Origin of the sequence: Bradyrhizobium sp. CCBAU 25338, from assembly GCF_028128965.1 — a bacterium.
GTDB classification, from domain to species: domain Bacteria; phylum Pseudomonadota; class Alphaproteobacteria; order Rhizobiales; family Xanthobacteraceae; genus Bradyrhizobium; species Bradyrhizobium liaoningense.
In genome coordinates this window covers 682,989-707,741 of record NZ_LFKY01000042.1, presented here as the reverse complement: position 1 = coordinate 707,741, position 24,753 = coordinate 682,989, and the positions used below count along the sequence as shown (strand labels likewise).

Here is a 24,753-nt window from a genome sequence, read left to right as displayed (position 1 = left end):
TTAATCTCGGGGAGGGTGAGGTTCCGGTACGGGGGAACCGGAGGTTGGGGTAATGGGGTGCGGAGAGCGCGCGATGACGAGCGGCTTTTCTTACCCTCCCCTGGAGGGGGAGGGTCGATCGCGCGCAGCGCGAGCGGGGTGGGGTGATCTCTCCACTCGGGCACCGCCTAAGTGGAGAGCCTGTCACCCCACCTCGGTTCGCATTCCGCTTCGCTGCGTCCGAACCGATCCTCCCCCTCCAGGGGAGGATGGGCACCTCTTGTGCGGCACGGGCTTTGAACCGCACCCACCCGCGAATCCCTTGGATGCAACGGCGCTGCGGCTTGCGGGGTTGGCACCATTAAGGTTATCGCGGCTTAGGGGTGCCCTTTCAGGGCCGGGGCCGTGGACCTGCCCGCGCCTCTCGGGCGATAACTCTTTCTTAAGGCTGCCATTCCGGCAGCCGCCATCTGATGCGCGAGCGACAGCCGGCCTTATGACGCGTTCGGATTTCCAGTTGCGAGGTGTGGGCGATCCGCGGCTGGCCGTGCATGCGACCTCGCCGCTGGCCACCTGGCTGTGGTCGGTCGACGGCTCGCGCGTGCTGTGGGCCAATCCGGTCGGCGCAAACCTGTTCGGCGCGGCGAACAGCGCTAGCCTCGCGGACAAGGTGTTCGGCCCGGCGGATCGCCATCGCCGCCAGGTGGCGCGGCTCGCGGGCCAGCTGCCGGCGAACGGCACCGTGCGGCTCGAACGGCTGCGCGGCTTCGGTGCCCGGCTCGGCACGCTGATGACCTGCGCCTGCGCGCGGCTCGACTTTGCCGATGGCGGCCATGCCGTGCTCGTCACCGCCATGGATCCCACCTCGCGCCCGATGCCGCTGGTCGAGCGGCTGCATCGCCTGGTCGCGGGCGCCAGCGTGCCGATGGCCGCGTTCGCGCCGGACGGACTGTTCGTCGGCGCCAGCGAGGCCGCCCGCTCCCTGCTCGGCTTCCGCGATCTCTTTGAGGCCGGCCTCGACCGGGCACGCAGCGATGCGCTGGCGACCGGCCGCGCCGCGACGCCGATCGGCATCGGCCAGATGGTGCTGCAAAGGGTCGGCGCGGGGGCCGATGTCGGCCTGGTCGCGCTGATCGAGCCTGCCGCCAACGCAGCAGCAGCGCGCGAGGCCGCGCCCGAGGTGGCGCCCGATATCGCACGGGGCCAGCCGGCCCGGCCCGCGCCCGAAGTCACCCCCGTCGAGCCTGCGGCCGCGGGGCGGGAGGACGCGCAGCCCGCGCTGCCGAACGCGGCGCCGTCCGCATTCGCGCTGTTCGACGCCCTCACCGATCCGGTCGAAACAGCTGCGCCAGCCGAGACGATCGCGCACACGCCCGAGCAGCCCGCCTGCGAGGCGATACCGGACGTCGCACCGGTCCAGACCATTGAAGAGCCGATCGCCCCCGCGGCGGCCGACGCCGCGCCCGAAACTCCGGTTGAAAACCCGGCAGAGGCCATTGTGGCGCCGCAGGTTGTGCCGATCACTCACGGCATGGTCGAGCCGCCGTCGGGCCAAGAGTCCTCGGGCCAGCAGGAGCCGCCCGCACCGCATCAGCATCCGCTGCGCTTCCTCTGGCAGATGGATGCAGAGGGCCGCTTTGTGCTTCTCTCCGATGAATTCATCCGATTGATCGGCGCGCACACGGCCGCCGGCTTCGGCCGCCCCTGGCGCGAGATCGCCGAAACATTCTCGCTCGACCCGGACGGGCGCGTAGCGCAGGCGCTTGCGAGCCACGACACCTGGGCCGGCATCACGGTGAACTGGCCGGCCGACGGCGACGAGCGTCTCCCGGTCGAGCTCGCGGGCCTGCCGGTCTACGACCGCGAGCGCAATTTCGCGGGCTTCAGGGGATTTGGCGTCTGCCGCGATCTCGACGGCCTCAACCGGCTCGAGGCGCTGCGCCGCTTCGAGCTGCTCGTCGCGCCGCCGGCGCAGCAGGACCTCGCCGCTGACGACGCCGGGCCCGATCCGGAGCCGAAGGCCGAGCCCGAAGTTGAGCCCCAAGCAGAGCCAGAAGCAACTGCAGCGCCGCCGCCGATCGAGCCGCCCGCACCCGAGCCTGAACTGCCAGAGTCCACAGCCGACGCGAATTTACACCCAACCGATCTGGAAACGCCCGTGGAAACGCCTCCCAATGTCGTGCCGTTCCGACCGTCCGGCGACACGCGACCGCCGACGCTGACGCCGGTCGAGAACAGCGCGTTCAACGAGCTCGCGCGGCAATTGTCCGAACGGCTCGAACGCGATCGCGAGACCATCGCGGCCGATGCGGCCGAGCCGGCGGCGGAGACCGCAGCCGAGCCATCGGCGCCGGAGCCCGAGGTGCCGCACACCGCGGCCGAATGGCTGAGCGAGCCCGCGGCCCCGGCGCGCGGCGCCAGCGCGCGCGACCGCACGCTGCTCGATCTGTTGCCGACGGGAATCCTGATCTACCGGCTCGACCGCCTGCTCTACGCCAATCCCGCCTTCCTCGCGCGTATGGGCTATGCCAGCCTCGGCGCGCTGGAGAATGCCGGCGGGCTCGATGCGCTCTATGTCGAGCCGGGCGTGTCGTCAGCGAGCAGCACCTCGCAAGGCGGCACGCCCGTCACGATCAGCGCGACGGTTGCGAACGGCGAAGCGCCGCTTGCGACGACCGACGCGCATCTGCACACGATCGACTGGGACGGCGAGAGCGCGCACGCGCTGATCTGCGCACTGCCGCAGGCCCCAGCCGTTGCCGCGGCGCCTGTCATCGCAGACACCGTGATTGCCGAATCCGTCGTCACCGAGTCCGTCGTCTCAGCGTCCTACTCCTACGAACCCGAATCCGCGGCGGGCGAAGCCGAGGCCGAGGATCTCGCCGCCATCCTCGACACCACGGCCGAGGGCATCGTCATGTTCGATGCCGAAGGCAACATCCACGCCTGCAACCGCAGCGCCGAGGCGCTGTTCGGCTATGACGGCGAAGCGCTGCTTGAGCAGAACCTCTCGACGCTGTTCGCGCCCGAGAGCCAGCAGATCGTCGCCGATTATCTCGAAAGCCTGAAGAGCCAGGACATTGCGAGCCTGCTCGACCACGGCCGCGAGGTGCTCGGACGCGAGAAGAAGGGCGGCGTCATTCCGCTCGCGATGATCATGGGCCGCACCCGGCCCGACGGCCCGAACTTCTTCGCCGTGTTCCGCGACCTCTCGCAGAGCAAGAAGGGCGAGAGCGAATTGACGCAGGCCCGCCGCCTCGTCGACGGCGCGGCCAATGCCAAGGCCGACATGCTGGCGCGGATCAGCCACGAGATCCGCACGCCGCTCAACGCCATCATCGGCTTTGCCGAGGTGATGATTTCCGAACGCTTCGGCGCGCTCGGCAACGAACGCTATGGCGAATACATGAAGGACATTCGCGCCTCCGGCGAGCGCGTCATCGCCATCATCGACGACCTGCTGGAGCTGTCGCGGATCGAGACCGGCAAGCTCGACCTCACCTTCGACAACCTCAACCTCAACGACCTCGTCGAAGCCTGCGTCGCGGTGATGCAGCCGCAGGCCAACCGCGAGCGCATCATCATCCGCACCTCGCTCGCCCATGCGCTGCCGCAGGTCAACGTGGATGCGCGCGCGATGCGGCAGATCACCATGAACCTGATCTCGAACTCGATCCGGCTCGCCAGCGCCGGCGGCCAGGTCATCGTCTCGACCGCGCTGACCGACCATGGCGAGATTGCCTTGCGCATCCGCGACACCGGCCACGGCCTCACCGAGCGCGAGGTCGCCGCCGCGATGGAGCCGTTCCGCACCCCGCCGCCCGGCGATGCCGCGGACAGCTCGGCGCTGAGCCTGTCGCTGACCAAGGCGCTGGTCGAAGCCAACCGCGCCCGCTTCAACATCAAGAGCGCGGGCCACGGCACGCTGATCGAGGTGGTGTTCGCGCCGGCGCTGGCCAAAGCCTGAGGCGCTCACTGGCTTGCGGGAAGACCGCGCCCAAGCGCCGCCGCCTGCTGCAGGCTGATGCCGTTGGCCAGCGGGTCGGCGTGGCGATGCGCCAGGTGCCACTCGGTGCCCACGCGCCGGTAGACGAGCGTCACGCGCAGAGCCCATTCCTGCGCGGGCAGCCCTCCGACCTCGACGCTGTCCCGCTCGATCAGCGCCAGGACGACCATGTCCTGCGAGCCATAGGTCTGGACGACCTCCTGCCTGTGCGTCCCGTTCCTGAAGAACCGGCCCATCCGCTCCCACCTTTCGGGCGTGTACTCCGCGGCCTTTGACGGGACCCCGCCGAAGGGAGACATCAGCACGAAGTCGTCGGTGATGGAGATCATCTGCCGGTAGGCCCCGACGTCGCCGCGCATCAGCGCCGCGTTCGCCTGCTGGGTATGGTCGATCAGTTTCGCGATCACGTCGTCGGCCGTGGCCGCCTCGGCGACGACGAGCGGCATGCACGCCATCCCTGCGAGCGTGTGACGCCTGGACACCGCCGCGGGCGCGGGCGCGCGATGCGGATCTTGATCGTTCTTCATTCGAGGGCTCCGGTGTTGAGGGTCCGACGTGGCTGTACGAGACCCTGGATGCCGCTTTGAGCGTCATGAATCCAGTGATAAGATCTCAGGATCATGATGAATCCTGCTCAGCTTGCCCGGATCGACGTCAGCCTCCTCGTCGTGTTCAGCACCGTGCTGGAGGAGCGCCAGGTCTCGCGCGCAGCGGACAAGCTCAAGCTCACGCCCTCGGCGGTGAGCCACGGATTGGCCCGGCTGCGGCGCATCTTCCACGATCCGTTGTTTCTGAAGACGCCGAGCGGCGTGAAGCCGACGGAGCGCGCGCTCGCACTTGGCGGTCCAGTCGCCGAACTCCTGGCGCGCCTCGATGCGATCGTGTCGGCAGCCGAGCCCTTTGACGCGCGAACGGCGAGGCGATCGTTCACGATCGGCGCACCGGATGCGTTGGCGGCGGTGTTTCTCGCTTCTCTCCTCGAGATCCTGGCCCGGGAAGGCCCGGGGATCGACATCCGGCTGCTGCAGCTGATGCCGCAACGTCATGGCAAGTCGTCGAGCCAGGTCTGGCAGGACACGCTCTCCGAGCTTGATTCACACCGGCTCGACCTCGCCGTGCTGCCGGTCGGTCCGTTGCCGTCCCATTACGCAGAACGGCTGCTGTTCGAGGAGGACTTCGTCGTCGCCATGCGCAAGGGCCACACGATGGCCCGCAAGGTCACGCTCGCGACCTATCTGGCAGCACGGCACATGCTGGTCTCGGCCACCGGTGATGCGCTCGGCATCGTCGACGTCAGGCTTGCCGAACGCGGCCATTCCAGGCGCGTGGCGCTGACCGTGCCGAACTTCATGTTGGCGCTGGCGCAGCTCGCCGAGAGCGATTTCATCGCGACCTTGCCGCGCCATCTGGTCGAACGCCATGCCGCGCGTTTCGATCTGGTGATGCGTCCCGTGCCGTTTCCGTGGACGCCCGACCCGGTGCGTGTCGTCGCCTCACAAGCTGCGATGGCGGATGCCGGTGTCGCCTGGCTGTTCGAGACGGTGGCGCGCTGCTTGGGTCCGGTGGCGCGTTCAGCGCCCAAGCGTCGCGTCTCCGCCTGACGCCGGATGACGAAAAGGGCACGGCTTGCGCCGTGCCCTTTCGCATTCCTGTCGCCTGGATCAGCTGTAGATCTCGAACAGGCCGGCGCCGCCCTGGCCGCCGCCGATGCACATCGTCACCACGCCCCACTTGGCCTTGCGGCGGGCGCCTTCCTGCAGCAGGTGGCCGGTGAGACGGGCGCCGGTCATGCCGAAGGGATGGCCGATCGCGATCGAGCCGCCGTTGACGTTGTACTTGGCGGGATCGATGCCGAGCTTGTCGCGACAATACAGGCACTGGCTCGCGAAGGCCTCGTTGAGCTCCCACAGATCGATGTCGTCGATCTTGAGGCCGGTGCGCTTGAGCAGCTTCGGAATCGCGAACACCGGGCCGATGCCCATCTCGTCGGGCTCGCAGCCGGCGGTCGCCCAGGCGACGAAGCGGCCGAGCGGCTTCAGGCCGCGCTTCTCAGCGTCCTTGGCTTCCATCAGCACCACGGCGGCGGCGCCGTCGGAGAGCTGGCTGGCATTGCCGGCGGTGACGAACTTGCCGGGCCCCTTCACCGGCTCGAGCTTGGCGAGACCTTCCAGCGTGGTCTCCGGCCGGTTGCACTCGTCGCGATCGACGACGTAGTCGACGATGCTCTCCGCCTTGGTCTGCTTGTCGACGACCTTCATCCTCGTCTTCATCGGGACGATCTCGTCCTTGTACTTGCCCGCCTGCTGCGCCGAAGCCATGCGGCGCTGCGATTCCAGCGAGAACTCGTCCTGATATTCGCGGCTGAGCTTGTAGCGCTCGGCGACGATGTCGGCGGTGTCGATCATCGCCATGAAGATGTCGGGGGCGACCTTGAGCAGCTCTGGATCGATCGATTCCTTCGGCGTGGCGCCGCCCGGAATCGAGATGCTCTCGACGCCGCCGGCGACGATGCAGTCGGCGCCGTCTGAGCGGATCGAGTTGGCGGCCATCGCGATGGTCTGCAGTCCCGAGGAGCAGAAGCGGTTCACCGAGACGCCGGCGGTGGTCTTCGGCAGACCGGCGAGCAGCGCGGCCTGGCGGCCGATGTTCGGCGCGCCATGGGCGCAATTGCCGAGATAGCAGTCCTCGACATAGTCCTTCTCGACGCCGGCGCGGTCGACCGCGTGCTGGATGGCGTGGGCCGCGAGCGACATCGGCGGCGTGATGTTGAACCCGCCGCGGCCGGATTTTGCCAGGCCCGTGCGCGCATAGGAAACGATGACGGCTTCACGCATTGTTTTCTCCCTTTCGAACGATTGGTACGGAGCGTCCTGGCGCCATTGGTACACAAAGTTTGACGGCCGCGGGGAAAATAAAACGGGGCGCAGCATCGACAAAACGCCGCCCTCGCGGGAGGGCGGCGTTGTTCCGCATGTCGGAATATATGATGACCGTCATTCCGTGGGGTGCTATCCACGCGTCGTGCCCGGGCCTTGTCCCGGGCATCCACGTTCTTCGTGCCAGTGGCAAGACGTGGATGGCCGGGTCAAGCCCGGCCATGACGAAGGTGGGAGCCGATCAGAACGTCAGCGCCTTGGCCTGCTTGACCTGCGGCAGGGCCTGCACCTTGGCGAGCAGGTCGGCCGGCACCGCGCCGTCGACCTCGACCAGCGCAATGGCATCGCTGCCGGGTGCGACGCGGCCGAGATGGAAGGTGGCGATGTTGATCTTGGCATCACCCAGAAGGCTCGCGAACTTGCCGATGAAGCCCGGCTTGTCCTCGTTGGTGACGTAGATCATCGACTTGCCGAACTCGGCGTCGACCCGGATGCCCTTGATGTCGACGAGGCGCGGCTTGCCGTCGGCATAGACGGTGCCCGAGACCGACCGCTCCTGCCGCTCGGTGGTGACGGTGACGGTGATCAGGCTCTCATAGTCGCTCTGGGCGGCGCGCACGATCTCGTCCACCACCATGCCGCGCTCCTTGGCGATGACGGGCGCGGACACCACGTTGATCTCGCCCAGCATCGGGCGCAGCAGGCCGGACAGCACGGCGGAGGTGATCGCCTTGATCTTCATCTCGGCGACGTGGCCCTCATAGGTGATCTCGACCTTGAGGATGCCGGTCTCGGTGAGCTGGCCGGCGAAGGAGCCGAGCTTCTCGGCAAGCGCGATGAACGGCTTCAGCTTCGGCGCTTCCTCGGCCGTGATCGAGGGGAAGTTGACGGCGTTCGAGATCGCGCCGGTGAGCAGGTAATCCGACATCTGCTCGGCGACCTGGAGCGCGACGTTCTCCTGGGCTTCGGTGGTGGATGCGCCGAGATGCGGCGTGCAGATCACGTTGGGATGGCCGAACAGCACGTTCTTGGTCGCGGGCTCCTCGACGAACACGTCGAAGGCGGCGCCCGCGATCTGCTTGGAGTTGAGCGCATCGACCACCGCCTGCTCGTCGACAAGGCCGCCGCGGGCACAGTTGATCAGGCGCACGCCCTTCTTCATCCTGGCGATCGCAGCCGCGTCGATGATGTTCCTGGTCTTGTCGGTGAGCGGGGTGTGCAGCGTGATGAAATCCGAGCGCTTCAGGAGATCGTCGAGCTCGACCTTCTCGACGCCGATGTCCTTGGCGCGCTCCGGCGACAGGAACGGGTCGAACGCGATCACCTTCATGCGCAGGCCGAGCGCGCGGTCGGCGACGATCGAGCCGATATTGCCGCAGCCGACGACACCGAGCACCTTGCCGGTGATCTCGACGCCCATGAAGCGATTCTTCTCCCACTTGCCGGCCTGGGTCGAGGCGTCCGCCTGCGGGATCTCGCGGGCCAGCGCCAGCATCAGCGTGATGGCGTGCTCGGCGGTCGTGATCGAATTGCCGAACGGCGTGTTCATCACGATGATGCCCTTGGCCGTGGCGGCGGGAATCTCGACATTGTCGACGCCGATGCCGGCGCGGCCGATCACCTTCAGCTTCGCCGCCTTCTCGAGGATCTTGGCGGTTGCCTTGGTCGCCGAGCGGATCGCAAGGCCGTCGTAATTGCCGATGATCTCGGCGAGCTTGTCCTTGTCCTTGCCGAGGTTGGGCTGGAAGTCGACCTCGACGCCGCGATCCTTGAAGATTTGCACGGCGGCGGGCGAGAGCGCGTCGGAAATGAGAACTTTGGGTTTGGTCATGGGGATGTGTCCTTCACCGTCCCTGAGGGAGGATCGGCCCGAGGGCCGGAAATGCGTGAGTGACCGGAAGCTTTTTGCTCTCCCTCTCCCCGTCCTTACGGGGAGAGGGTTGGGATGAGGAGCAGCCACAGGCGAAGTGCTCGTGGAGAGAGCCCCTCACCCGGATCGCTGCGCGACCCGGCCTCTCCCCGTCAGAACGGGGAGAGGCGAAGAAAACTCACGCTGCCTTGGGCAGAGCGGCCTTGGTCTCGGCGAAGGCCCAGTCGATCCACTGCGTCAGCAGCTCGACGTCCCTGGCCTCGACAGTGGCGCCGCACCAGATGCGCAGGCCGGCCGGCGCATCGCGGTAATAGGCGAAGTCGAAGCCGGCGCCTTCCTTCTCGACCAGCGCGACCAGCTTCTTGCAGAAGTCGGCCTGCGCGTCCGCCGAAAGCGAAGTGATCGCGGGATCAGTGAACTTGAGGCACACCGAGGTGTTGGAGCGGATCGAAGCATCCCTGGCGAGGAAGTCGATCCAGGGTGTCTTCGCCTTCCAGTCGGCGAGCACCTTGGTGTTGGCGTCCGCACGCGCGATCAGCGCCTTGAGGCCGCCGATCGACTTGGCCCAGTTCAGCGCGTCGAGATAATCCTCGACGCAGAGCATCGACGGCGTGTTGATGGTCTCGCCGACGAAGATGCCTTCGTTGATCTTGCCGCCCTTGGTCATGCGGAAGATCTTCGGCAGCGGCCAGGCCGGCTTGTAGGTCTCGAGCCGCTCCACCGCGCGGGGCGACAGGATCAACATGCCATGCGCGGCCTCGCCACCGAGCGCCTTCTGCCAGGAGAAGGTGACGACGTCGAGCTTCGGCCAATCAAGAGCTTGCGCGAATGCGGCGGACGTCGCGTCGCAAATGGTCAGGCCTTCGCGGGTCGCGCTGATCCAGTCGGCGTTCGGCACGCGCACGCCCGAGGTGGTGCCGTTCCAGGTGAAGACGACGTCGCTCTTGGGATCGACCTTCGACAGATCGGGAATCTCACCGTAAGCCGCGTTCAGCTTGGTGACGTCCTTGAGCTTCAATTCCTTGACGATGTCGCTGACCCAGCCCTCGCCGAAGGACTCCCAGGCGAGCGTGGTGACGGGGCGCGCACCGAGCAATGACCACAGCGCCATCTCGACCGCGCCGGTATCGGAGGCCGGCACGATGCCGATGCGGTAATCGGCGGGGACCTCGAGCACCTCGCGCGTCAGGTCGATGGCGAGCTTGAGCTTGGTCTTGCCGATCTTCGCGCGATGCGAACGGCCGAGCGCTGCGTCCTTGAGATTTTGGGCGTTCCAGCCGGGGCGCTTGGCGCAGGGACCGGAGGAGAAATGCGGCACGGTCGGCCGCGAAGCGGGCTTCGCTACAGTCATGATCTACCCTTCCAGATAGTAAGCCTCCCGTTGGGGGGAGGTGTCCCGCCGCGGCTGATACGGGAATCGGGAAGACCAGTCAAGGAAGTTCCGGGACCTCACGTGCGAGTGATGGCGCCTCGGGTGCGATCTCCGGGGATTGGACGACGGCGAGCGCATTCAGCAAGTCCGTGGCATCGCTGATCAATTGCGCGGCCCTGCGGCGGCTGCCGACCTTCAAAATGCACTTGTCATGGGCCTGCACAACGTAGTCGTTGCCGACCTTGATCATTGAATAGCTTGTCATCGAAATCCCCGAACCGACCGAGCTCGGTGCCAGAAGCTGCCGTAGCACCGTTCGTTCCCGATTCAACGTGAACGACGGACGGGTAGTTTACCGCCCATTAAGATGAACGAATGCGCGATCCGAATTTGCTGATCGTGCAAGGCTCGCGGCCAGAGCCCCATTCCGATACAATCGCACCGGGACTCTGGCTTCTTGTATTGACGCATTCTCTTTACGCGAACCGGTATCCACTTCGCTCCGCTTCCGCTACCTCAAAAGCGGACAGTCATGCCCACATGGCTCGCGGCAAATCCGAGGCGCTTGTAGAAGCGCTGCGCGTCGACGCGCGTCTGATGCGTCAGCAGTTCGACGAGATTGCAGTTGCGCGCCTTCGCTTCCGCGACCGCCCATTGCACCAATTGCTCGCCGATGCCGCGGCTGCGACAATCGGAAGCAACGCGGACGTCCTCGAGCAGGCCGCGCACGCCGCCTTGGGAACTCAGGCCCGGCAGGATCGCGAGTTGCAGGCAGCCGACCACCCTGCCCGCGCTCTCGGCAACGACGAGCGTGAGATTCGGATCGCGCTCGACCCGCGCAAATGCGTCGTAATAGGAGGCGGGCAAAGGATCCTCCACGCGCTCCCGCGCGCGGCCGAGATGATCGTCGGCGAGCATCGCCACGATCGCAGCGACGTCCTCGCGGCGCGCGGGACGGATGGAAACGGCTTCAGCATTCATGTCAGACAACTCCGGACTCAGCGCGCTGGCGCAAGGCCGAGAAACGCTTCGACTTCGCCGATCCAGCGACGGACGGACGCATGGCGACCGAGATCGAAACCACCTTCATGCGCGACACGCGTATAGGCGAGCAGCGACACGTCGGCGAGCGAAACCTCATCGCCGGCGAAGAAGCGGCTGCCGGAGAGATGCTGCTCCATGCGGTCGAGCGCCGCATAGCCGCGCTTGACCTTCTCGGGATCGAGCTCGGATGCGTCCTTGCCCAAGTAGACGAGGAGGAAGCGGCATACCGCGATATAGGGCTCGTGGCTGTACTGCTCCCAGAACAGCCATTCGTCCATCTTGGCCGCCGTAAAGGCGTCGCGCGGAATGAGCGTACTGTCGCGGGCGAGATAGCGGATGATGGCGTTGGACTGTGCGAGCGTGCGGCCGTCGTCGAATTCAACGGTCGGCACCTGGCCGGCGCCGTTCATCCTGAGGAATTGCGGCGTACGCGTCTCGCCCTTGCGCGTGTCGATCTCGATCCACTGGTAGGGCACTGCGAGCTTGTCGCAGACCCACTTCACCTTCAGACAGTTTCCGGAATTGCCGTCGCCGTAGATCTTCATCGCTGCCGCCCCGTCTTCGGGCGACAGAGCATCAGGACAGAGGGAATCTGTCAACAGGAGGCGGACAGCTCAGAACTTGTAGCCGAGCCCGACGCGCGCGTTGTTCAGCGTGACCTGCGTGTTCATGACGGGCGAGAATCTCACATACTCGTATTCCACGCGCGCGAACAACCCGTCCCAAATGCAATATTCGAGCCCGAGGCCCGCGGTCCAACCGACAGCGAAAGTGTTGGTCCTGTGCTGGCTCTGAGTCTGCGACTGCGCCGGAACAGCATACGTATTGCTCGTGGTCGTCGTAACGCCGCCGACCGTTGTCGATACGACCTGCGTGAGCGTCACGTCGCTCGTCACCGTGCGGGAGACGTCCATTCGGCCAACCGCGGCGCCGAAGAAGGCATACGGCATGAAATCGCCGCCATCCCAGCCTACGCGGCCACGGAGCGAAATCATGTCCTTGACCTTCGCCGCGGCGGTGCCGGTCAAGGTCACGTTGTAATTGTTGGTCGTGCCCTCGGGCGGGTTATCCCCGGGCGGGTTGGTGATAACGAGCGAGTTGTAGCCGCTGGTCTGCGTGTAGAGATTGTCGAAGTAGCTGTAGGTGCCTTCAAGACCGAGAATGGCATCGTACCATTGCCAGTTGCGGCCGATGAAGCCGCCGAAATTGACGCCTTGCGTGTTGGCTTTGTTCAGGAGCGACCAGTTCGCGGTTGGTTGCTGCAGGACGCTGTCGCGGAAGATGTAGTTGGTCAGGCCGACCACGCTCTGGCTGAAATCGGTCGCGTCGGTCGTGTAGCCGGCGTTGCCGCCGATATAGACGCCATCCCAGTTGCGGGTCGTCTTCGACAGGCCGTCGGTGAAGCCGCCGCGCAGGACGGGCAGATCCGGCATGTCGGCCGCGTGCGCGGCAGACACCGTCCCCAACATCGCCGCCCCCAACAAAAGCCCACGCATCGCAACGCTCCATCGACTCGAACTTTCGCCCGTGATCATGGCTCGTTAACCTTAACCAATGGTTGCGGTAGGCAATTTCGTCAGTGCGAGCCGTGAGAAATACGCAAAGCAAAACGGCGCGGGATGATCCCGCGCCGTTAAGAGACGTTAAGCGATGAGGCTGACGATCAGCCCTTGGTGACGAGCGGCGGCGGCATATAGGCCGGCGGGCTGTTGAGATCCCAGCGCACGCCGAGCTTGATGTCGTGCGAGGTGATGTCCTTGATCTTGATCGAGGTCGGGCCGGAGGCACTGTTGTCGAACAGGCGGTAGTTGCCGGGCGCGGCGTCGCCGAGGTTCATGTAGCTGTAGGCCAGTTCGACCGTGAAGCCGGGGTTGACCTTGTAGGCGAGACCGGCGTGAGCGGCCCAGGCGAAGTTCCACTTGCCGCTATCGGCGAAGTAAGCGACGCTGTTGTTGAGCCCCGGGCTGTATGAAACGCCGTCGTCGCGGAAGCCGCTAATCTTGTTGTAGGCGCCGCCAACACCGGCACCAATGAACGGCGTGATGCACCACCAGGTGCCGAGGTCGACGTAGGCGTTGGCCATGACGACCCACTCGGACTTGCTGCCGCTGTAGTTGTTGGAGCCGACGAAGCCTGGCCCGATGACGTTATCAGCACCATGCAGAGTGGCCTTGCCCCGGTACTGGCCGATCACGTCCGCACGAAACCAGTTGTTGAAGCGATAGCCGACGCCGAGACCGAACAGCGGCGACGAGTCGAAGCCGAACCCCTCCGTCGTCTTCTGATACCCAGCCGGCAAGGCGGCGTCGATGCTCTTGGCGCGCTGGTTGGTCATGCCGATGTCGCCACGCAGATACCAGCCGCCGAAGTCGGCGGGCGGGGCCGGCGGCGCGTACATGGGAGGGGGCGCGGCGATCGGCATATCGGCGGCGAACGCCATCGACGAGATCAGGGTTGCCGCACTTGCGGCAAGCAGAGACTTAACGCTACGCATTGCTTCGTCCTTTTGGCCGGTGAGGCAAAGACGGGCGCCCCACGTTCTGGAAACTCACGACCCGGACGATGGCAGCAAATGTTTAAGCGCCACTTAACCCTAATTTTTAAGGTTGATTTTTTCTCACCGCACACGCCGATGCGGCGGCAGCGTTGCAGAAATGCAGCGCGGGGCGCGCCGCATTTCCTAACGATGTATGAAGCTGCAATGCAGCGAGTGAGAATGCGTTAACGGGCGTGCCGCGGCAGCTTGGGCAGGAACACCGCGAGCAGCCCGATCGCCGGCAGATAGGCGCAGACCTGGTAGACGAACTCGATCGAGGTGTGGTCGGCGAGCTTGCCCAGCACGGCGGCCCCGAGACCGCCGATCCCGAATGCGACGCCGAAGAACACGCCGGAGATCATGCCGAAACGGTGCGGCACCAGCTCCTGCGCGAACACGATGATCGACGAGGTCGTCGAGGAGATGATAAGGCCGATGACGACGCTGAGCACGGCGCTGGCAACGAGCCCGGCATAGGGCAGCGCCAGCGTGAACGGCAGCGCGCCCAGGATCGAGATCCAGATCACGATCTTGCGGCCGAAGCGATCCCCTAACGGACCGCCGACAAACGCACCCACGGCGTTCGCGGCGAGGAAGAGGAAGAGATAGATCTGGGCTGCCTGCGTCGACACGCCGAAACGATCGATCAGGTAGAAGATGTAGTAGCTCGACAGGCTCGAGACGTAGAGCTGTTTCGAGAACAACAGCGCGACGAGCACGGCCAGCGCCAGTGCGACGCGGCGCGAGCTCGGCGCGTCGGGATGGGCCTGAACCGTGGCCGTCTTCTTCGCCTTGATCTGCGGCGCATACCAGCGGCCGATGCGCCAGAGGACGAGGATCGCGAGGAACGCGATCGAGGAGAACCAGGCGATGCTGCCCTGACCGAACGGCACCACGATCAGCGCGGCGAGCACCGGCCCCATCGAGGTGCCGAAACTGCCGCCGAGTTGGAACACCGACTGCGCGAAACCGTAACGACCGCCGGACGCGAGTCGCGCGATGCGCGCCGACTCGGGGTGAAACACCGCCGAGCCGAGGCCGACCAGCGCCGCAGCGACGAGGATGACGAGATATTGATGCGCGGCGCTGAGCAGCAGCAGGCCGAAGAAGGTCGAGGCCATGCCGATCGCCAGCGAATAGGGCTGTGCCTTCTTGTCGGTGTAGTGCCCGACCACCGGCTGGAGCAGCGAGGCCGTGAATTGAAAGGCCAGGGTGATCATGCCGATCTGCGCGAAGTCGAGCGCGTAGGTGTCCTTCAGGATCGGATAGACCGAGGCGATCAACGACTGCATGGTGTCGTTGAGGAAGTGCGAGAAGCTGATGCCGGCGAGCACGATGTAAGCCGGCCCTGCCGCTCTGGCGGCGGCGGGCGACACGTCGCTGACCACTACGGGCTCGGTCAGCGTTTCCTCGGAGACGACGACAGGCTTGTTCAATGGAGCGGTCCCGGCGGGCGCGGCGAACCGCCGCATCCGCTAGTTACGATGCAAGCGGCGGTCGAACCACCGTCAATCGTCGATGGCTGGGATGCGTGGGTGTTCTCGTCGCTTACCCTCCCCTGGAGGGGGAGGGTCGGCTCATGTTGAGCGAAGCGAGACATGAGACGGGGTGGGGTGACGGTCTCTCCGCATCCCACAGTGCCCGAGTGGAGAGATCACCCCACCCCGCTCGCGCTTCGCGCGATCGACCCTCCCCCTCCAGGGGAGGGTAAGAAAAACATCACGCCGCGGCCTGGCCGAGCGCCAGGACGATGGTGTCGACGACGTCCTCGACCAGGATGCGGTCCTCGCCCTCGCCCATGACGCGGATCACGGGCTCGGTGCCGGAAGAACGGATCAGCAGACGGCCGTGGCCGTTGAGGCGCATTTCGCCGTCGGAGATCGCCGACTTGACGTCGGAATCGTCGAGCGGCTTGCCGCCCTTGTGACGGACGTTCTTGAGGATCTGCGGCAGCGGGTCGAATCGGTGGCAGACTTCCGAGACCGGCCGGCGCAGCTTCTGCACCACGGCCAGCACCTGCAAGGCAGCCACGAAACCGTCGCCCGTGGTGGCGTAGTCGGAGAGGATGATGTGACCGGATTGCTCGCCGCCGAGATTGTAGCCGCCGTTCAGCATCTGCTCGAGCACGTAGCGATCGCCGACCGGCGTACGCACGAGATCGAGCCCCTGCCCTTTCAGGAAGCGCTCCAGGCCGAGATTGGACATCACGGTGGCGACGATGCCCGGGCGCGACAGGCGTCCGTCCTCTTTCCAGCTCTGCGCGATCACCGCGAGCAGCTGGTCGCCGTCGACGATGTGGCCGCGCTCGTCGACCAGGATGACGCGATCGGCGTCACCGTCCAGCGCGATGCCGATATCGGCGCGCATCTCGCGCACTTTCTTCGACAGCGCTTCGGGCGAGGTCGAGCCGCATTCCTTGTTGATGTTGAAGCCGTCGGGCTCGACGCCGATCGCCACCACGTCGGCGCCCAGCTCCCACAGCGCTTCCGGCACCACCTTGTAGGCGGCACCGTTGGCGCAATCGATCACGACGCGCAGGCCATCGAGCGACAGGTCGCGCGGCAGCGTGCGCTTGGCGAATTCGATGTAGCGGTCGTGCACGCCGTCGATACGGCGGGCGCGGCCCAGGCTCGCACTTTGTGCCAGCCTCCTGTCGAGAGATTCGTCGAGCAGCTGCTCGATCTGCTTCTCGACGTCGTCGGAAAGCTTGAAGCCCTGCGGGCCGAACAGCTTGATGCCGTTGTCCTCGAACAGATTGTGCGAGGCCGAGATCATCACGCCGAGATCGGCGCGCATCGACTTGGTCAGCATCGCGACCGCCGGCGTCGGCATCGGGCCGACCAGCAGCACGTCCATGCCCACCGAGGTGAAGCCTGCAACCATCGCGTATTCGATCATGTAGCCGGACAGACGGGTGTCCTTGCCGATCACGACCCTGTGGCGGTGGTCACCGCGCTGAAACGCAAGGCCTGCGGCCTGGCCGACCTTGAGCGCGAGCTCCGGCGTGATCAGTCCGTTGGCGCGGCCCCGAATCCCGTCCGTCCCGAAATATTTGCGGCTCATATCGTCCCCCAAAGGCAACAACCAGGGGATCCCCTCTACAACCACGGGGTGCCCGAAAGAGCCCCGCATCCCTGATTTGCTGGGATCTTATAATGCTATCGCGGCTAACTTGGCTTCAAAAAATATGATGAATCATTACGGAACCGAGCGGGCACCGGCTCAGTAAGATCTTGTTAACACTATATTTCCGACCGGAACACGCCGCCGAGACGGAACCCGCCCCTACCGGGTGCGCTTCACATGGCCGTCCTCGCGGCTCGGCGCCGGCTGGGTGACATTGACGGGATCGGAGCCCGGAAAGGTCTCTTCCAACCCCTCTTCCAGCGCCTCCTCGAGATCGCGCTTCTCCTTGATCTCTTCCGGCGAAGGTCCAGCGTGCGGCCTCGTCATCGCGCCCTCCTGCAAAACGTTCTGCAAACGATTTGGCTATGCATCCAACCATGCTAGATGACCCCGAAATCTTCCGATGCAAGACTTCCAAGTAAGACGGGCCGGGGAAAAGACATGAAGCACATCACCTGTATCGACGATCTTCGCGCGCTGCATCAGCGCCGCGTGCCGAAGGCGTTCTTCGATTATTGCGACCGCGGGTCCTATGCGGAGGAAACGCTGCGCGCCAACCGCGAGGACATGCAGGCGATCAAATTCCGCCAGCGCATCCTGGTCGACGTCTCCAAGCGCGACACCTCGACCACGATTTTGGGCGAACCCTCGACCATGCCGCTGATGCTCGCGCCCGTCGGCCTGCTCGGCATGCAGCACGGCGACGGCGAGATCCACGCCTGCCGCGCCGCGCAGGCCGCCGGCATCCCGTTCACGCAGTCGACGATGTCGATCTGCTCGATCGAGGACATCGCCGCCAATGTCGAGAAGCCGTTCTGGTTCCAGCTCTACGTGATGAAGGACCGCGGCTTCATCAAGGCGCTGATCGAGCGCGCGATCGCGGCGAAATGCTCGGCGCTGGTGCTGACCGTCGATCTCCAAGTGATTGGACAGCGCCACCAGGACATCAAGAACGGCATGACGGTGCCGCCGGAATGGTCGCTGTCGAAGCTGATCGATTTCGCCACCAAGCCGGCCTGGGTGTCGGGCGTGCTCCAGGGCAAGCGCCGCACCTTCGGCAATCTCGCGGGGCATCTGAAGGTCAGTGACGACATCACCTCGCTGTCGACCTGGATCAACTCGCAGTTCGACACCTCGCTGAACTGGAACGACATCGACTGGATCCGCTCGATCTGGCCGGGCAAGCTGGTCCTGAAGGGCATTCTCGACGTCGAGGACGCCGAGCTCGCCGCAAAAACCGGCGCGCAGGCGATCGTGGTCTCCAACCATGGCGGCCGTCAGCTCGACGGTGCACCGTCCTCGATCGAGGTCCTGCCCGAAATCGTCGACACAGTCGGTGACAAGATGGAGATCATGTTCGACGGCGGCATCCGCTCCGGCCAGGACGTGATGCGCGCGCTCGCGCTCGGCGCAAAATCCTGCATGATCGGCCGCGCCTATGCCTATGGCCTGGGTGCCGGCGGCCAGGCCGGCGTCGCCAAGGCGATCGACATCATCCAGAAGGAGCTGCTCACGACCATGGGCCTGTGCGGCGTCAACCGGATCGACGAGATCGACGATCATATCATCGCGGTCTAACACTCGCCGTTCCGGGATGGTCCGAAGGACCAGACCCGGAACGGCGAAATTCTCAGGTGCGCGAGTGCGCACCATAGTTCGCGCCCTGCGCGCCCCGGAACGACACTTCGTGTCACATCGGCGGCGCCAGGCCGTCGCGGCCGACGCTGACGCGATTGGTCTCGAACGAGCCGTCGGGCAATTGCTTCATGAAGGCGATGACCTTCGCACCCGGCTTCAACTCAGATTTGTCGCTCGGCACGAAGGTCACCACCGGCGTGTTGTCGGCGACGAACACCTTCTTCTCGCCGTCCTTGTACTTGACCAGCAGCGTGTGACCGTCATTGCCGACGACGCTTTCGGCCACCGTCGCATTGGTCATGCTGGAGTTCGGCTTGAGGTCCCAGGGCCGGGAGCCCTCGCCGGTGCCGCGCATGCTCTCCGGAAACACGTGAACCTCGACCGCGTTCTGGCTGCCGTCCGGTCCCGGCACGGTGGTCGCACCGATGAACGAACCCGGCTTGATGTCGGCGAGTGAAATCCTGGTGATCCCCGACACGTTCACGTCGGAGGCGATATGAAGCTTGACGTCCTCACCGCTGCGCGACTTGACCTGCATGGTGTCGCCATTGACGCTCTCGATCGTGCCGCGCACGCGCGTCGGCACCGGCGCCCTCTGGGCAAAGGCGCAGTAAGTTGAGACGGCCACCATCGCGACGGCGATCAGCGGACGTGTGAAAGTTGCACGTTGAACAGACATGACGGTCTCCGATTGCCCCCACGGGATAGAGAACTCCGGAAGACCGCGCGCTATTCTCTCAAGTCTTTGTGAGATCGGCCTCGACCAATGCGCGCAGCTCGGCCGTGACCTCGGGCCGGCGGCCGAACCACAGCTCGAAGCCGCGCACCGCCTGATGCAGCAGCATGCCGAGCCCGTCGGCGGTCTTCAGGCCGCGCGCCGTTGCTGCGGCCAGCAGCGGCGTCACCAGGGGAACATAGACGATGTCGGCAACGACGGCCGTTTGCGGCAGGCGCGCGACATCAACATCGAGCGAAGGCTGGCCATGCATGCCGAGCGAGGTCGTGTTCACGAGAAGTTTTACGCGCGGCAGCACGTCGTTGATCGCATCCCACGGCAGCGGACGCACGTTCGGCCCGAACTGCCTTGCCAGCGTCTCGGCCCGCGCGACGGTGCGATTGGCGACATGCACGCATTTGATGCCGCGTTCCAGCAGGCCGAACACGACCGCACGCGCGGAGCCTCCGGCGCCCAGCACCAGCGCCTCCTCGGCCGCGCCCCAGCCGGGCGCGCTGGCGTCGAGATTGTTGATGAAACCTTCGACATCGGTGTTGGTCGAACGCAGCTCGCCGTCGGCAAACCACAGCGTGTTCGCAGCGCCGACCGCCGTTGCGCGGGCGTCAGGCGTCGACAGCGCCAGCACGCTTTCCTTGTGCGGGATGGTGACGTTGGCCCCGACGAAGCCGCGGAGCGACAGCCGCAGCACGAAATCGCGCAGATTCTCGGGCGGCACCGCCTCGATGACGTAGCCGCCTTCAATGCCGAGCGTGCGCAGCCAGTAGTGGTGGATCAGCGGCGAGCGCGAATGCGCGGCCGGCCATCCGATCAGACAGGCTGCGGGAGCCTTGGTCAGGGTCATCCGTCCCTCGGGAAGTGTGGGAGGCGATCCATTTCGCGTCCCGCAGGCCCTGTCAAGACGCCGGCCCGCGAGGCCGCGGCAGGGTCGGTCAGATCGGCCGGCGGGATAACAGCGCCGTCAGCTCGCAGCAGCCTCGTCGGCGGCCCGGCCCTTGATGTCGGCGATGGCGCGCTCGAGGCTCGTGCGATAGCGCGCGCGCGGCGGCGTCACGCCATGGGTGAGCAGCGCGCGGCGGACCGTGGGCGAGGCCCCCGTGATGAACAGCTTGATGCCCTGGCGGTGCGCCTTGGCGGCGACGCGGCCGAGCACGTTGGCCGCGGTCGAATCCAGGAACGGCACCGCGGCGAAATCGACCACGAAGGCCTTGCGCCTGTCGGCGATGCCGTCGAGCACGCCGCCGATCGCCGAGGCCGCGCCGAAGAAGAACGCACCGCTGATGCGGTAGACCAGCACGTCGCGGTCGACCGCAAGGGCGGAATCGTAAGGAACGCGATCGCCATTGCCGTCGTCGGGGCGATCGGCCGCCACCAGCGGCGTGCGCTCCTCGATGCCGGTCATCTCCGCCATGCGATGGATGAACAGCACCGCGCCGAGCGCGAAGCCGACCAAGATGCCCTCGGTGAGGTCGCGGAAGACCGTGAGCAGGAAGGTCGCGAGCAGCACGACGGCATCGCCCCATGATGAACGCAGGAGCGTGGCGAATTCGTGCTTCTCCGCCATGGTCCAGGCCACCACGACCAGCACGGAGGCGAGCGCGGCCAGCGGAATGTAGCTCGCCAGCGGCGCCGCGATCAGCATGAACAGCAGCAGGAACACCGAATGCAGCATCCCCGCGAGCGGGCCGCGCGCGCCGGCGCGGATGTTGGTGGCGGTGCGCGCGATCAGGCCGGTGACGCAGATGCCGCCGAACAGCGCCGAGCCGACATTGGCCGCTCCCTGCGCCACCAGTTCGCAATTGGAGCGGTGACGGCGGCCGGTCATGCCGTCGGCGACCACCGCCGACAGCAGTGATTCGATGGCGGCCAGCAGCGCGAAGGCGATCGCATCCGGCAGCACCGCTCTTGCCTTCTCCAGCGAGAACGCCGGCAGCGCGGGCGAGGGCAATTCGCGCGGAATACCGCCGAAGCGCGAGCCGATGGTCTCGACCGGGAGCGACAGAACCGCAGCAGCAACCGCCGCAAACACGACCGCGATCAGAATGCCGGGCCAGGACGGCCGCCAGCGGCGCAAGCCGGCGATGATGGCGATGCTGACGATGGCGACAGCGACGGCGGACGGATTGATGGTGTTGAGGCCGCCGGCGAGCGCCATGAGCTTCGGCACGAACTCGCTGGGCTCTTTTCCTGCGAGCGTGATGCCTGAGAGATCGCGGAGCTGGCTGGCGAAGATGATCACGGCAATGCCGGCGGTGAAGCCGACCGTCACCGGATAGGGAATGAACTTGATGTAGGTGCCGACCCGCAACAGCCCTGCGGCGATCAGGAACAGGCCCGCCATCATGGTGGCGAGGATGACGCCATCGACGCCCTGACGCTCCGCGGTCGCTGCGACCAAAACGATGAACGCGCCGGCCGGTCCGCCGATCTGGAACCGGCTGCCGCCGAGCAGGGAGGCGATGAAGCCGCCGACGACGGCGGTATAGAGACCGCGGTCCGGCGTCACACCCGAGGCGATCGCGATCGCCATCGACAGCGGCAGCGCGACGATCGCAACCGTCAGGCCGGCGAAGACGTCGGCACGGAAATCCGCGAGGCCGTAGCCTTCGCGCCAGACGGTGACGAGTTTCGGCAAATACAGTTCGGCGAAGGTCGGCTGACGCAGCTGGTGCAGCCGGCTTGCCTGATCGCTCGTGATGCTCATCCCCACAATGCTCCAAAGCATCGTGCGCACCCTCGCTCCCGAGGTGCGACGATGCGCTAGCCCATCCTGATCCCGGGCACGATCAACGCGCGATCATGCTCCGACGCGGCGCGGCTGCCCCGGCTCCTTCAGGCGAACGCCACGCCCGCCGCCGTCGCTGCGGGCCTGCTCGCCGATCAGCTCGACGCCGGCCCGGTCGAACGCCTCGACCACCTTGATCAGGGTTTCGACCACGCCACGAACATTGCCGGTGCTGGCCTCCATCCGCTGGATGGTCGGCAGCGAAACGCCGGCGAGCTCGGCCAAGGTTTTCTGGTCAATGCCGAGCAGCGCGCGGGCTGCCCGCATCTGGAATGACGTGATCACCTTGGCCTCACATATCAGAGCTTATATATGATGCTTAGAACATATACAATGATGTATAATACATCATTATTGCTCAAATGCAAGGCTGTCTGCGCCGCCATCGCGAGGAGCTCTTGCGACAAAGCAACCGAGGCCGGCTCGTCGGAGACAGTCCGGGTTGCTTCGCTCGCAGCAATGACGAAAGGAGGCGGTTGGGCCGGATGGAACGCCACCCTCCTGGATACAGCCTTTCCACCCTCTCCCCGGTCTGAACAATCAGGGCGGGAGAGGGTGAGAGAGAGGGGTGCCTCCCTTCCAAATCACGCCGCGTGCTGATGCGCGGCGATGATCTGGTCGGCGGCGCGGCCGGTGACCTCGGCCATGTGGTCGAACTGGCGGGTGAAGCTGCCGGCGCCGGCGGTGGCCGAGCGCAGCTCGACGATCAGTTCCCCGATTTCAGCTTCGGGCATCATGGCGCGGACGCAGTCCCAGCCGCTCCAGCCCTCGCGGGTGTCGAAGCCGAGAATCTGGCCGCGCCGCGCCGACAGGATCGCGTTGATCTTGGCAGTGGCGTCGGTCGGGCAGACGATCTCGACCATGTGGATCGGCTCCAGCAAGACCGGCTGGCATTGCGGCAGGCCTTCGTTCAACCCGACCCGCGCGGCCGTACGGAAGGCGAGATCGGACGAGTCGACGCTATGATAGGAGCCGTCGGTCAGTGTCACCTCCACGTCGGTGACGGGGAAGCCGAGCGGGCCGCGCGCCAATCCGTCGACGACGCCTTCCTCCACCGCCGGGATGTAGTTGCGCGGCACCGCGCCGCCCACGACCTTCTCGCCGAACCTGAAGCCGTCGCCGCGCGGCAGCGGCCTGATGTCGAGCACGACGTCGCCGAACTGACCGTGGCCGCCTGACTGCTTCTTGTGCCGCCCGCGCTGGGTGATCGGCTTGCGGATGGTTTCCTGGTAGCCGATCCCGGGCGGATGCGAGGTGACCTTGACGCCGAAGCGATCGCGCAGCCGCTCGCCGGCCACGCGCAGGTGCATCTCGCCCTGCCCCCACAGCACGGTGTCATGGGTCTTGGCGTTCTGCACGACGACGAGTGACGGATCCTCCTCATGCAGCCGCGCCATCGACTGGCCGAGCTTGACGTCGTCCTTGCGATCGACGGCCGCGATCGAGATCGCGAGCACCGGCGGCGTCGGCTCGATCGTGATCAAGGCCGCGGGTGGCGTCTTGCCGTTCGACACCGTGTCGCCAGTCTTGATCGCATCGAGCTTGGCGAGCGCCACCGTGTCGCCGGCTTCGGCCAAGGCACGCTTGGTGTCGTAGGCGCCGTTGACGGCGAGGATGCCGGAGATGCGCCCCAAGCCCCCGGAGGCGGATTGCAGCGTCGCTCCGTCGTCGAGATGGCCGGCAAGCAGGCGCGTCAGCGACAGCTTTCCGCCATGCTGCGAATGCAGTGTCTTGAAGACGTAGCCGAGCGCGTCCCTGGACTCGGGAACGCCGAGACGTTTCGCCGTCTGCGCGATGCCGGGCGCCTCGTGGCGCAGCGCCTTCATCAGGCGCAGCACGCCGTTCTCGCGCGCAGCCGAACCCAGCAGCACCGGGCAGATCAAGCCTTCGCGCAATTCGCGGGCGAGATCGTCGAACACCGCATCGCGCGGCGGCTGGATGTCCTCGAGCAGTTGCTCCATCAGCGCATCGTCGTGATCGGCAAGCTTCTCCAGCATCGAGAAGCGGGCTTCCTTCTCGCGATCGAGATCGCCGCCTTCGAGCGCGATCACCTCGGAGGCCTTGTGCTCGCGATAGATGAAGGCGCGTTCCAGCGCGAGATCGACGAAGCCCTCGATCAACTCGTCCTTCCAGATCGGGATCTGGCGCAGCACCAGCGGCACGCGCGAGGCGGGCTGCAGCATGGCGAGCGTCTCGCGGATGCGCTTGTTGGCGCGGTCGATCTTGTTCAGGAATAGGAAACGCGGGACCTTCAGCTCCTCCAGCTCGCGCAGGATGATCTGAAGCTGCGGCAACTTCTTTTCGTCGGCCTCACAGACCACGATTGCGGCGTCGACCGCGGGAACCGCGGCGCGCATGTCGTGGGCAAACTCGACGGAACCGGGACAATCGAGAAAGGTGTAGCTGTCGCCCATGAAGCTCGTGGTCGCGGCAGTCAGACCGACGGTCATCTTGTGATGACGGGCCTCCGGCGTGGCGTCGCCGACGGAAGTTCCGGCATCGACGCTGCCGGCGCGCGGGATTGCACCCGTTCGCGCCAGGATTGCTTCGAGAAGTGTGGTTTTACCGCTTTGGAAAGGGCCCACCAGCGCGATGCACCGTGGACCTCGGGGACTTCTGACGTCTTGTCCCATTCGCCGCCTCCTTGGTGTGGAGCTCGGCCCGTGATTGGGTCGGCAAACGCCAATGCTCTGCCCGTCCCCGAGATTTGGCAAGCATCAAACGTCGCTGCGGTGCGTCGTCAGTTGGATCTAGTTTTATAGTGCCTGTCGGGATTCAATCGGCCTAT

General features: G+C 65.8%; 20 protein-coding genes. 3 read left to right on the top strand and 17 right to left on the bottom strand.

The features are described 5' to 3' along the window. Positions 1-475: 475 nt before the first annotated feature. A complete protein-coding gene (locus ACM42_RS33145; RefSeq protein WP_271532126.1) occupies positions 476-3,946 on the top strand; it encodes a PAS domain-containing sensor histidine kinase in 3,471 nt (1,156 codons plus the stop codon). 5 nt (positions 3,947-3,951) lie between these two features. Here the strand turns inward: ACM42_RS33145 and ACM42_RS33140 are convergent, their stop codons facing one another. Continuing rightward, positions 3,952-4,512 carry a YybH family protein gene (locus ACM42_RS33140; RefSeq protein ID WP_271532125.1) on the bottom strand — a complete coding sequence of 187 codons (561 nt, stop codon included), beginning with the start codon at positions 4,510-4,512 and terminating at the stop codon, positions 3,952-3,954. Between the two features lie 93 nt (positions 4,513-4,605). On the opposite strand from ACM42_RS33140, the gene ACM42_RS33135 reads away from it, so the two are divergent. Further along, positions 4,606-5,586: a LysR family transcriptional regulator gene (locus tag ACM42_RS33135; protein WP_271532123.1), complete on the top strand. Its 981-nt coding sequence runs from the start codon at positions 4,606-4,608 to the stop codon at positions 5,584-5,586. 60 nt (positions 5,587-5,646) lie between these two features. On the opposite strand, the gene ACM42_RS33130 is transcribed toward ACM42_RS33135, so the two are convergent. The 11 genes from ACM42_RS33130 to ACM42_RS33080 all read right to left on the bottom strand — a co-directional run bounded on the left by ACM42_RS33130 (position 5,647) and on the right by ACM42_RS33080 (position 17,136). Next, positions 5,647-6,819: a thiolase family protein gene (locus tag ACM42_RS33130; protein ID WP_271532121.1), complete on the bottom strand. Its 1,173-nt coding sequence runs from the start codon at positions 6,817-6,819 to the stop codon at positions 5,647-5,649. A gap of 283 nt (positions 6,820-7,102) precedes the next feature. Next, positions 7,103-8,692 (bottom strand): phosphoglycerate dehydrogenase, encoded by a 1,590-nt coding sequence (gene serA / locus ACM42_RS33125; protein ID WP_271532119.1) that lies wholly within the window; start codon positions 8,690-8,692, stop codon positions 7,103-7,105. A 217-nt stretch (positions 8,693-8,909) separates the two neighbouring features. Beyond that, positions 8,910-10,082, bottom strand: coding sequence for a phosphoserine transaminase (locus ACM42_RS33120; RefSeq protein WP_271532117.1), 1,173 nt, complete (start codon positions 10,080-10,082; stop codon positions 8,910-8,912). A gap of 79 nt (positions 10,083-10,161) precedes the next feature. Then, the gene (locus ACM42_RS33115) at positions 10,162-10,353 is read right to left on the bottom strand and encodes a hypothetical protein (RefSeq protein WP_271532115.1); all 192 of its coding nucleotides are present in this window, start codon (positions 10,351-10,353) and stop codon (positions 10,162-10,164) included. A gap of 266 nt (positions 10,354-10,619) precedes the next feature. Then, entirely contained in the window at positions 10,620-11,084 is a 465-nt protein-coding gene (locus ACM42_RS33110) for a GNAT family N-acetyltransferase (RefSeq protein ID WP_131869240.1), read from the bottom strand. A 17-nt stretch (positions 11,085-11,101) separates the two neighbouring features. Then, the gene (locus ACM42_RS33105) at positions 11,102-11,692 is read right to left on the bottom strand and encodes a glutathione S-transferase family protein (protein ID WP_271532113.1); all 591 of its coding nucleotides are present in this window, start codon (positions 11,690-11,692) and stop codon (positions 11,102-11,104) included. Between the two features lie 69 nt (positions 11,693-11,761). Then, complete coding sequence (locus tag ACM42_RS33100) at positions 11,762-12,643, bottom strand: outer membrane protein (protein ID WP_271532111.1); 882 nt, start codon at positions 12,641-12,643, stop codon at positions 11,762-11,764. Between the two features lie 167 nt (positions 12,644-12,810). Then, positions 12,811-13,641 (bottom strand): outer membrane protein, encoded by an 831-nt coding sequence (locus tag ACM42_RS33095; RefSeq protein ID WP_271532109.1) that lies wholly within the window; start codon positions 13,639-13,641, stop codon positions 12,811-12,813. Between the two features lie 227 nt (positions 13,642-13,868). Beyond that, the gene (locus tag ACM42_RS33090) at positions 13,869-15,119 is read right to left on the bottom strand and encodes an MFS transporter (RefSeq protein WP_271532107.1); all 1,251 of its coding nucleotides are present in this window, start codon (positions 15,117-15,119) and stop codon (positions 13,869-13,871) included. Positions 15,120-15,402: 283 nt separating this feature from the next. Beyond that, a complete protein-coding gene (gene glmM, locus ACM42_RS33085; RefSeq protein ID WP_028180072.1) occupies positions 15,403-16,746 on the bottom strand; it encodes a phosphoglucosamine mutase in 1,344 nt (447 codons plus the stop codon). Between the two features lie 222 nt (positions 16,747-16,968). After that, complete coding sequence (locus ACM42_RS33080; RefSeq protein ID WP_162832046.1) at positions 16,969-17,136, bottom strand: hypothetical protein; 168 nt, start codon at positions 17,134-17,136, stop codon at positions 16,969-16,971. A 114-nt stretch (positions 17,137-17,250) separates the two neighbouring features. Between ACM42_RS33080 and ACM42_RS33075 the strand changes: the two genes are divergently transcribed. After that, on the top strand, positions 17,251-18,387 hold the full coding sequence (locus ACM42_RS33075; protein ID WP_271532105.1) for an alpha-hydroxy acid oxidase: 1,137 nt from the start codon (positions 17,251-17,253) through the stop codon (positions 18,385-18,387). A gap of 112 nt (positions 18,388-18,499) precedes the next feature. Here ACM42_RS33075 and ACM42_RS33070 read toward each other — a convergent pair whose 3' ends face one another. The 5 genes from ACM42_RS33070 to ACM42_RS33050 all read right to left on the bottom strand — a co-directional run bounded on the left by ACM42_RS33070 (position 18,500) and on the right by ACM42_RS33050 (position 24,598). Continuing rightward, positions 18,500-19,126 (bottom strand): hypothetical protein, encoded by a 627-nt coding sequence (locus tag ACM42_RS33070; protein WP_165935879.1) that lies wholly within the window; start codon positions 19,124-19,126, stop codon positions 18,500-18,502. 58 nt (positions 19,127-19,184) lie between these two features. Beyond that, a complete protein-coding gene (locus ACM42_RS33065; RefSeq protein WP_271532102.1) occupies positions 19,185-20,024 on the bottom strand; it encodes a shikimate dehydrogenase in 840 nt (279 codons plus the stop codon). 117 nt (positions 20,025-20,141) lie between these two features. Then, entirely contained in the window at positions 20,142-21,884 is a 1,743-nt protein-coding gene (locus ACM42_RS33060; RefSeq protein ID WP_271532100.1) for a SulP family inorganic anion transporter, read from the bottom strand. 93 nt (positions 21,885-21,977) lie between these two features. Then, positions 21,978-22,250, bottom strand: a complete 273-nt coding sequence (locus ACM42_RS33055) for a helix-turn-helix domain-containing protein (protein WP_124160417.1) — start codon at positions 22,248-22,250, stop codon at positions 21,978-21,980. A 299-nt stretch (positions 22,251-22,549) separates the two neighbouring features. Further along, the gene (locus ACM42_RS33050) at positions 22,550-24,598 is read right to left on the bottom strand and encodes an elongation factor G (protein ID WP_271532098.1); all 2,049 of its coding nucleotides are present in this window, start codon (positions 24,596-24,598) and stop codon (positions 22,550-22,552) included. Positions 24,599-24,753 lie beyond the last annotated feature (155 nt).

Coding starts and splice junctions, on each gene's coding strand:
- ACM42_RS33145 (WP_271532126.1), top strand. CDS start 476: ATGACGCGTTCGGATTTCCAGTTGCGAGGTGTGGGCGATCCGCGGCTG.
- ACM42_RS33140 (WP_271532125.1), bottom strand. CDS start 4,512: ATGAAGAACGATCAAGATCCGCATCGCGCGCCCGCGCCCGCGGCGGTG.
- ACM42_RS33135 (WP_271532123.1), top strand. CDS start 4,606: ATGATGAATCCTGCTCAGCTTGCCCGGATCGACGTCAGCCTCCTCGTC.
- ACM42_RS33130 (WP_271532121.1), bottom strand. CDS start 6,819: ATGCGTGAAGCCGTCATCGTTTCCTATGCGCGCACGGGCCTGGCAAAA.
- serA (WP_271532119.1), bottom strand. CDS start 8,692: ATGACCAAACCCAAAGTTCTCATTTCCGACGCGCTCTCGCCCGCCGCC.
- ACM42_RS33120 (WP_271532117.1), bottom strand. CDS start 10,082: ATGACTGTAGCGAAGCCCGCTTCGCGGCCGACCGTGCCGCATTTCTCC.
- ACM42_RS33115 (WP_271532115.1), bottom strand. CDS start 10,353: ATGATCAAGGTCGGCAACGACTACGTTGTGCAGGCCCATGACAAGTGC.
- ACM42_RS33110 (WP_131869240.1), bottom strand. CDS start 11,084: ATGAATGCTGAAGCCGTTTCCATCCGTCCCGCGCGCCGCGAGGACGTC.
- ACM42_RS33105 (WP_271532113.1), bottom strand. CDS start 11,692: ATGAAGATCTACGGCGACGGCAATTCCGGAAACTGTCTGAAGGTGAAG.
- ACM42_RS33100 (WP_271532111.1), bottom strand. CDS start 12,643: ATGCGTGGGCTTTTGTTGGGGGCGGCGATGTTGGGGACGGTGTCTGCC.
- ACM42_RS33095 (WP_271532109.1), bottom strand. CDS start 13,641: ATGCGTAGCGTTAAGTCTCTGCTTGCCGCAAGTGCGGCAACCCTGATC.
- glmM (WP_028180072.1), bottom strand. CDS start 16,746: ATGAGCCGCAAATATTTCGGGACGGACGGGATTCGGGGCCGCGCCAAC.
- ACM42_RS33080 (WP_162832046.1), bottom strand. CDS start 17,136: ATGACGAGGCCGCACGCTGGACCTTCGCCGGAAGAGATCAAGGAGAAG.
- ACM42_RS33075 (WP_271532105.1), top strand. CDS start 17,251: ATGAAGCACATCACCTGTATCGACGATCTTCGCGCGCTGCATCAGCGC.
- ACM42_RS33070 (WP_165935879.1), bottom strand. CDS start 19,126: ATGTCTGTTCAACGTGCAACTTTCACACGTCCGCTGATCGCCGTCGCG.
- ACM42_RS33065 (WP_271532102.1), bottom strand. CDS start 20,024: ATGACCCTGACCAAGGCTCCCGCAGCCTGTCTGATCGGATGGCCGGCC.
- ACM42_RS33060 (WP_271532100.1), bottom strand. CDS start 21,884: ATGAGCATCACGAGCGATCAGGCAAGCCGGCTGCACCAGCTGCGTCAG.
- ACM42_RS33050 (WP_271532098.1), bottom strand. CDS start 24,598: ATGGGACAAGACGTCAGAAGTCCCCGAGGTCCACGGTGCATCGCGCTG.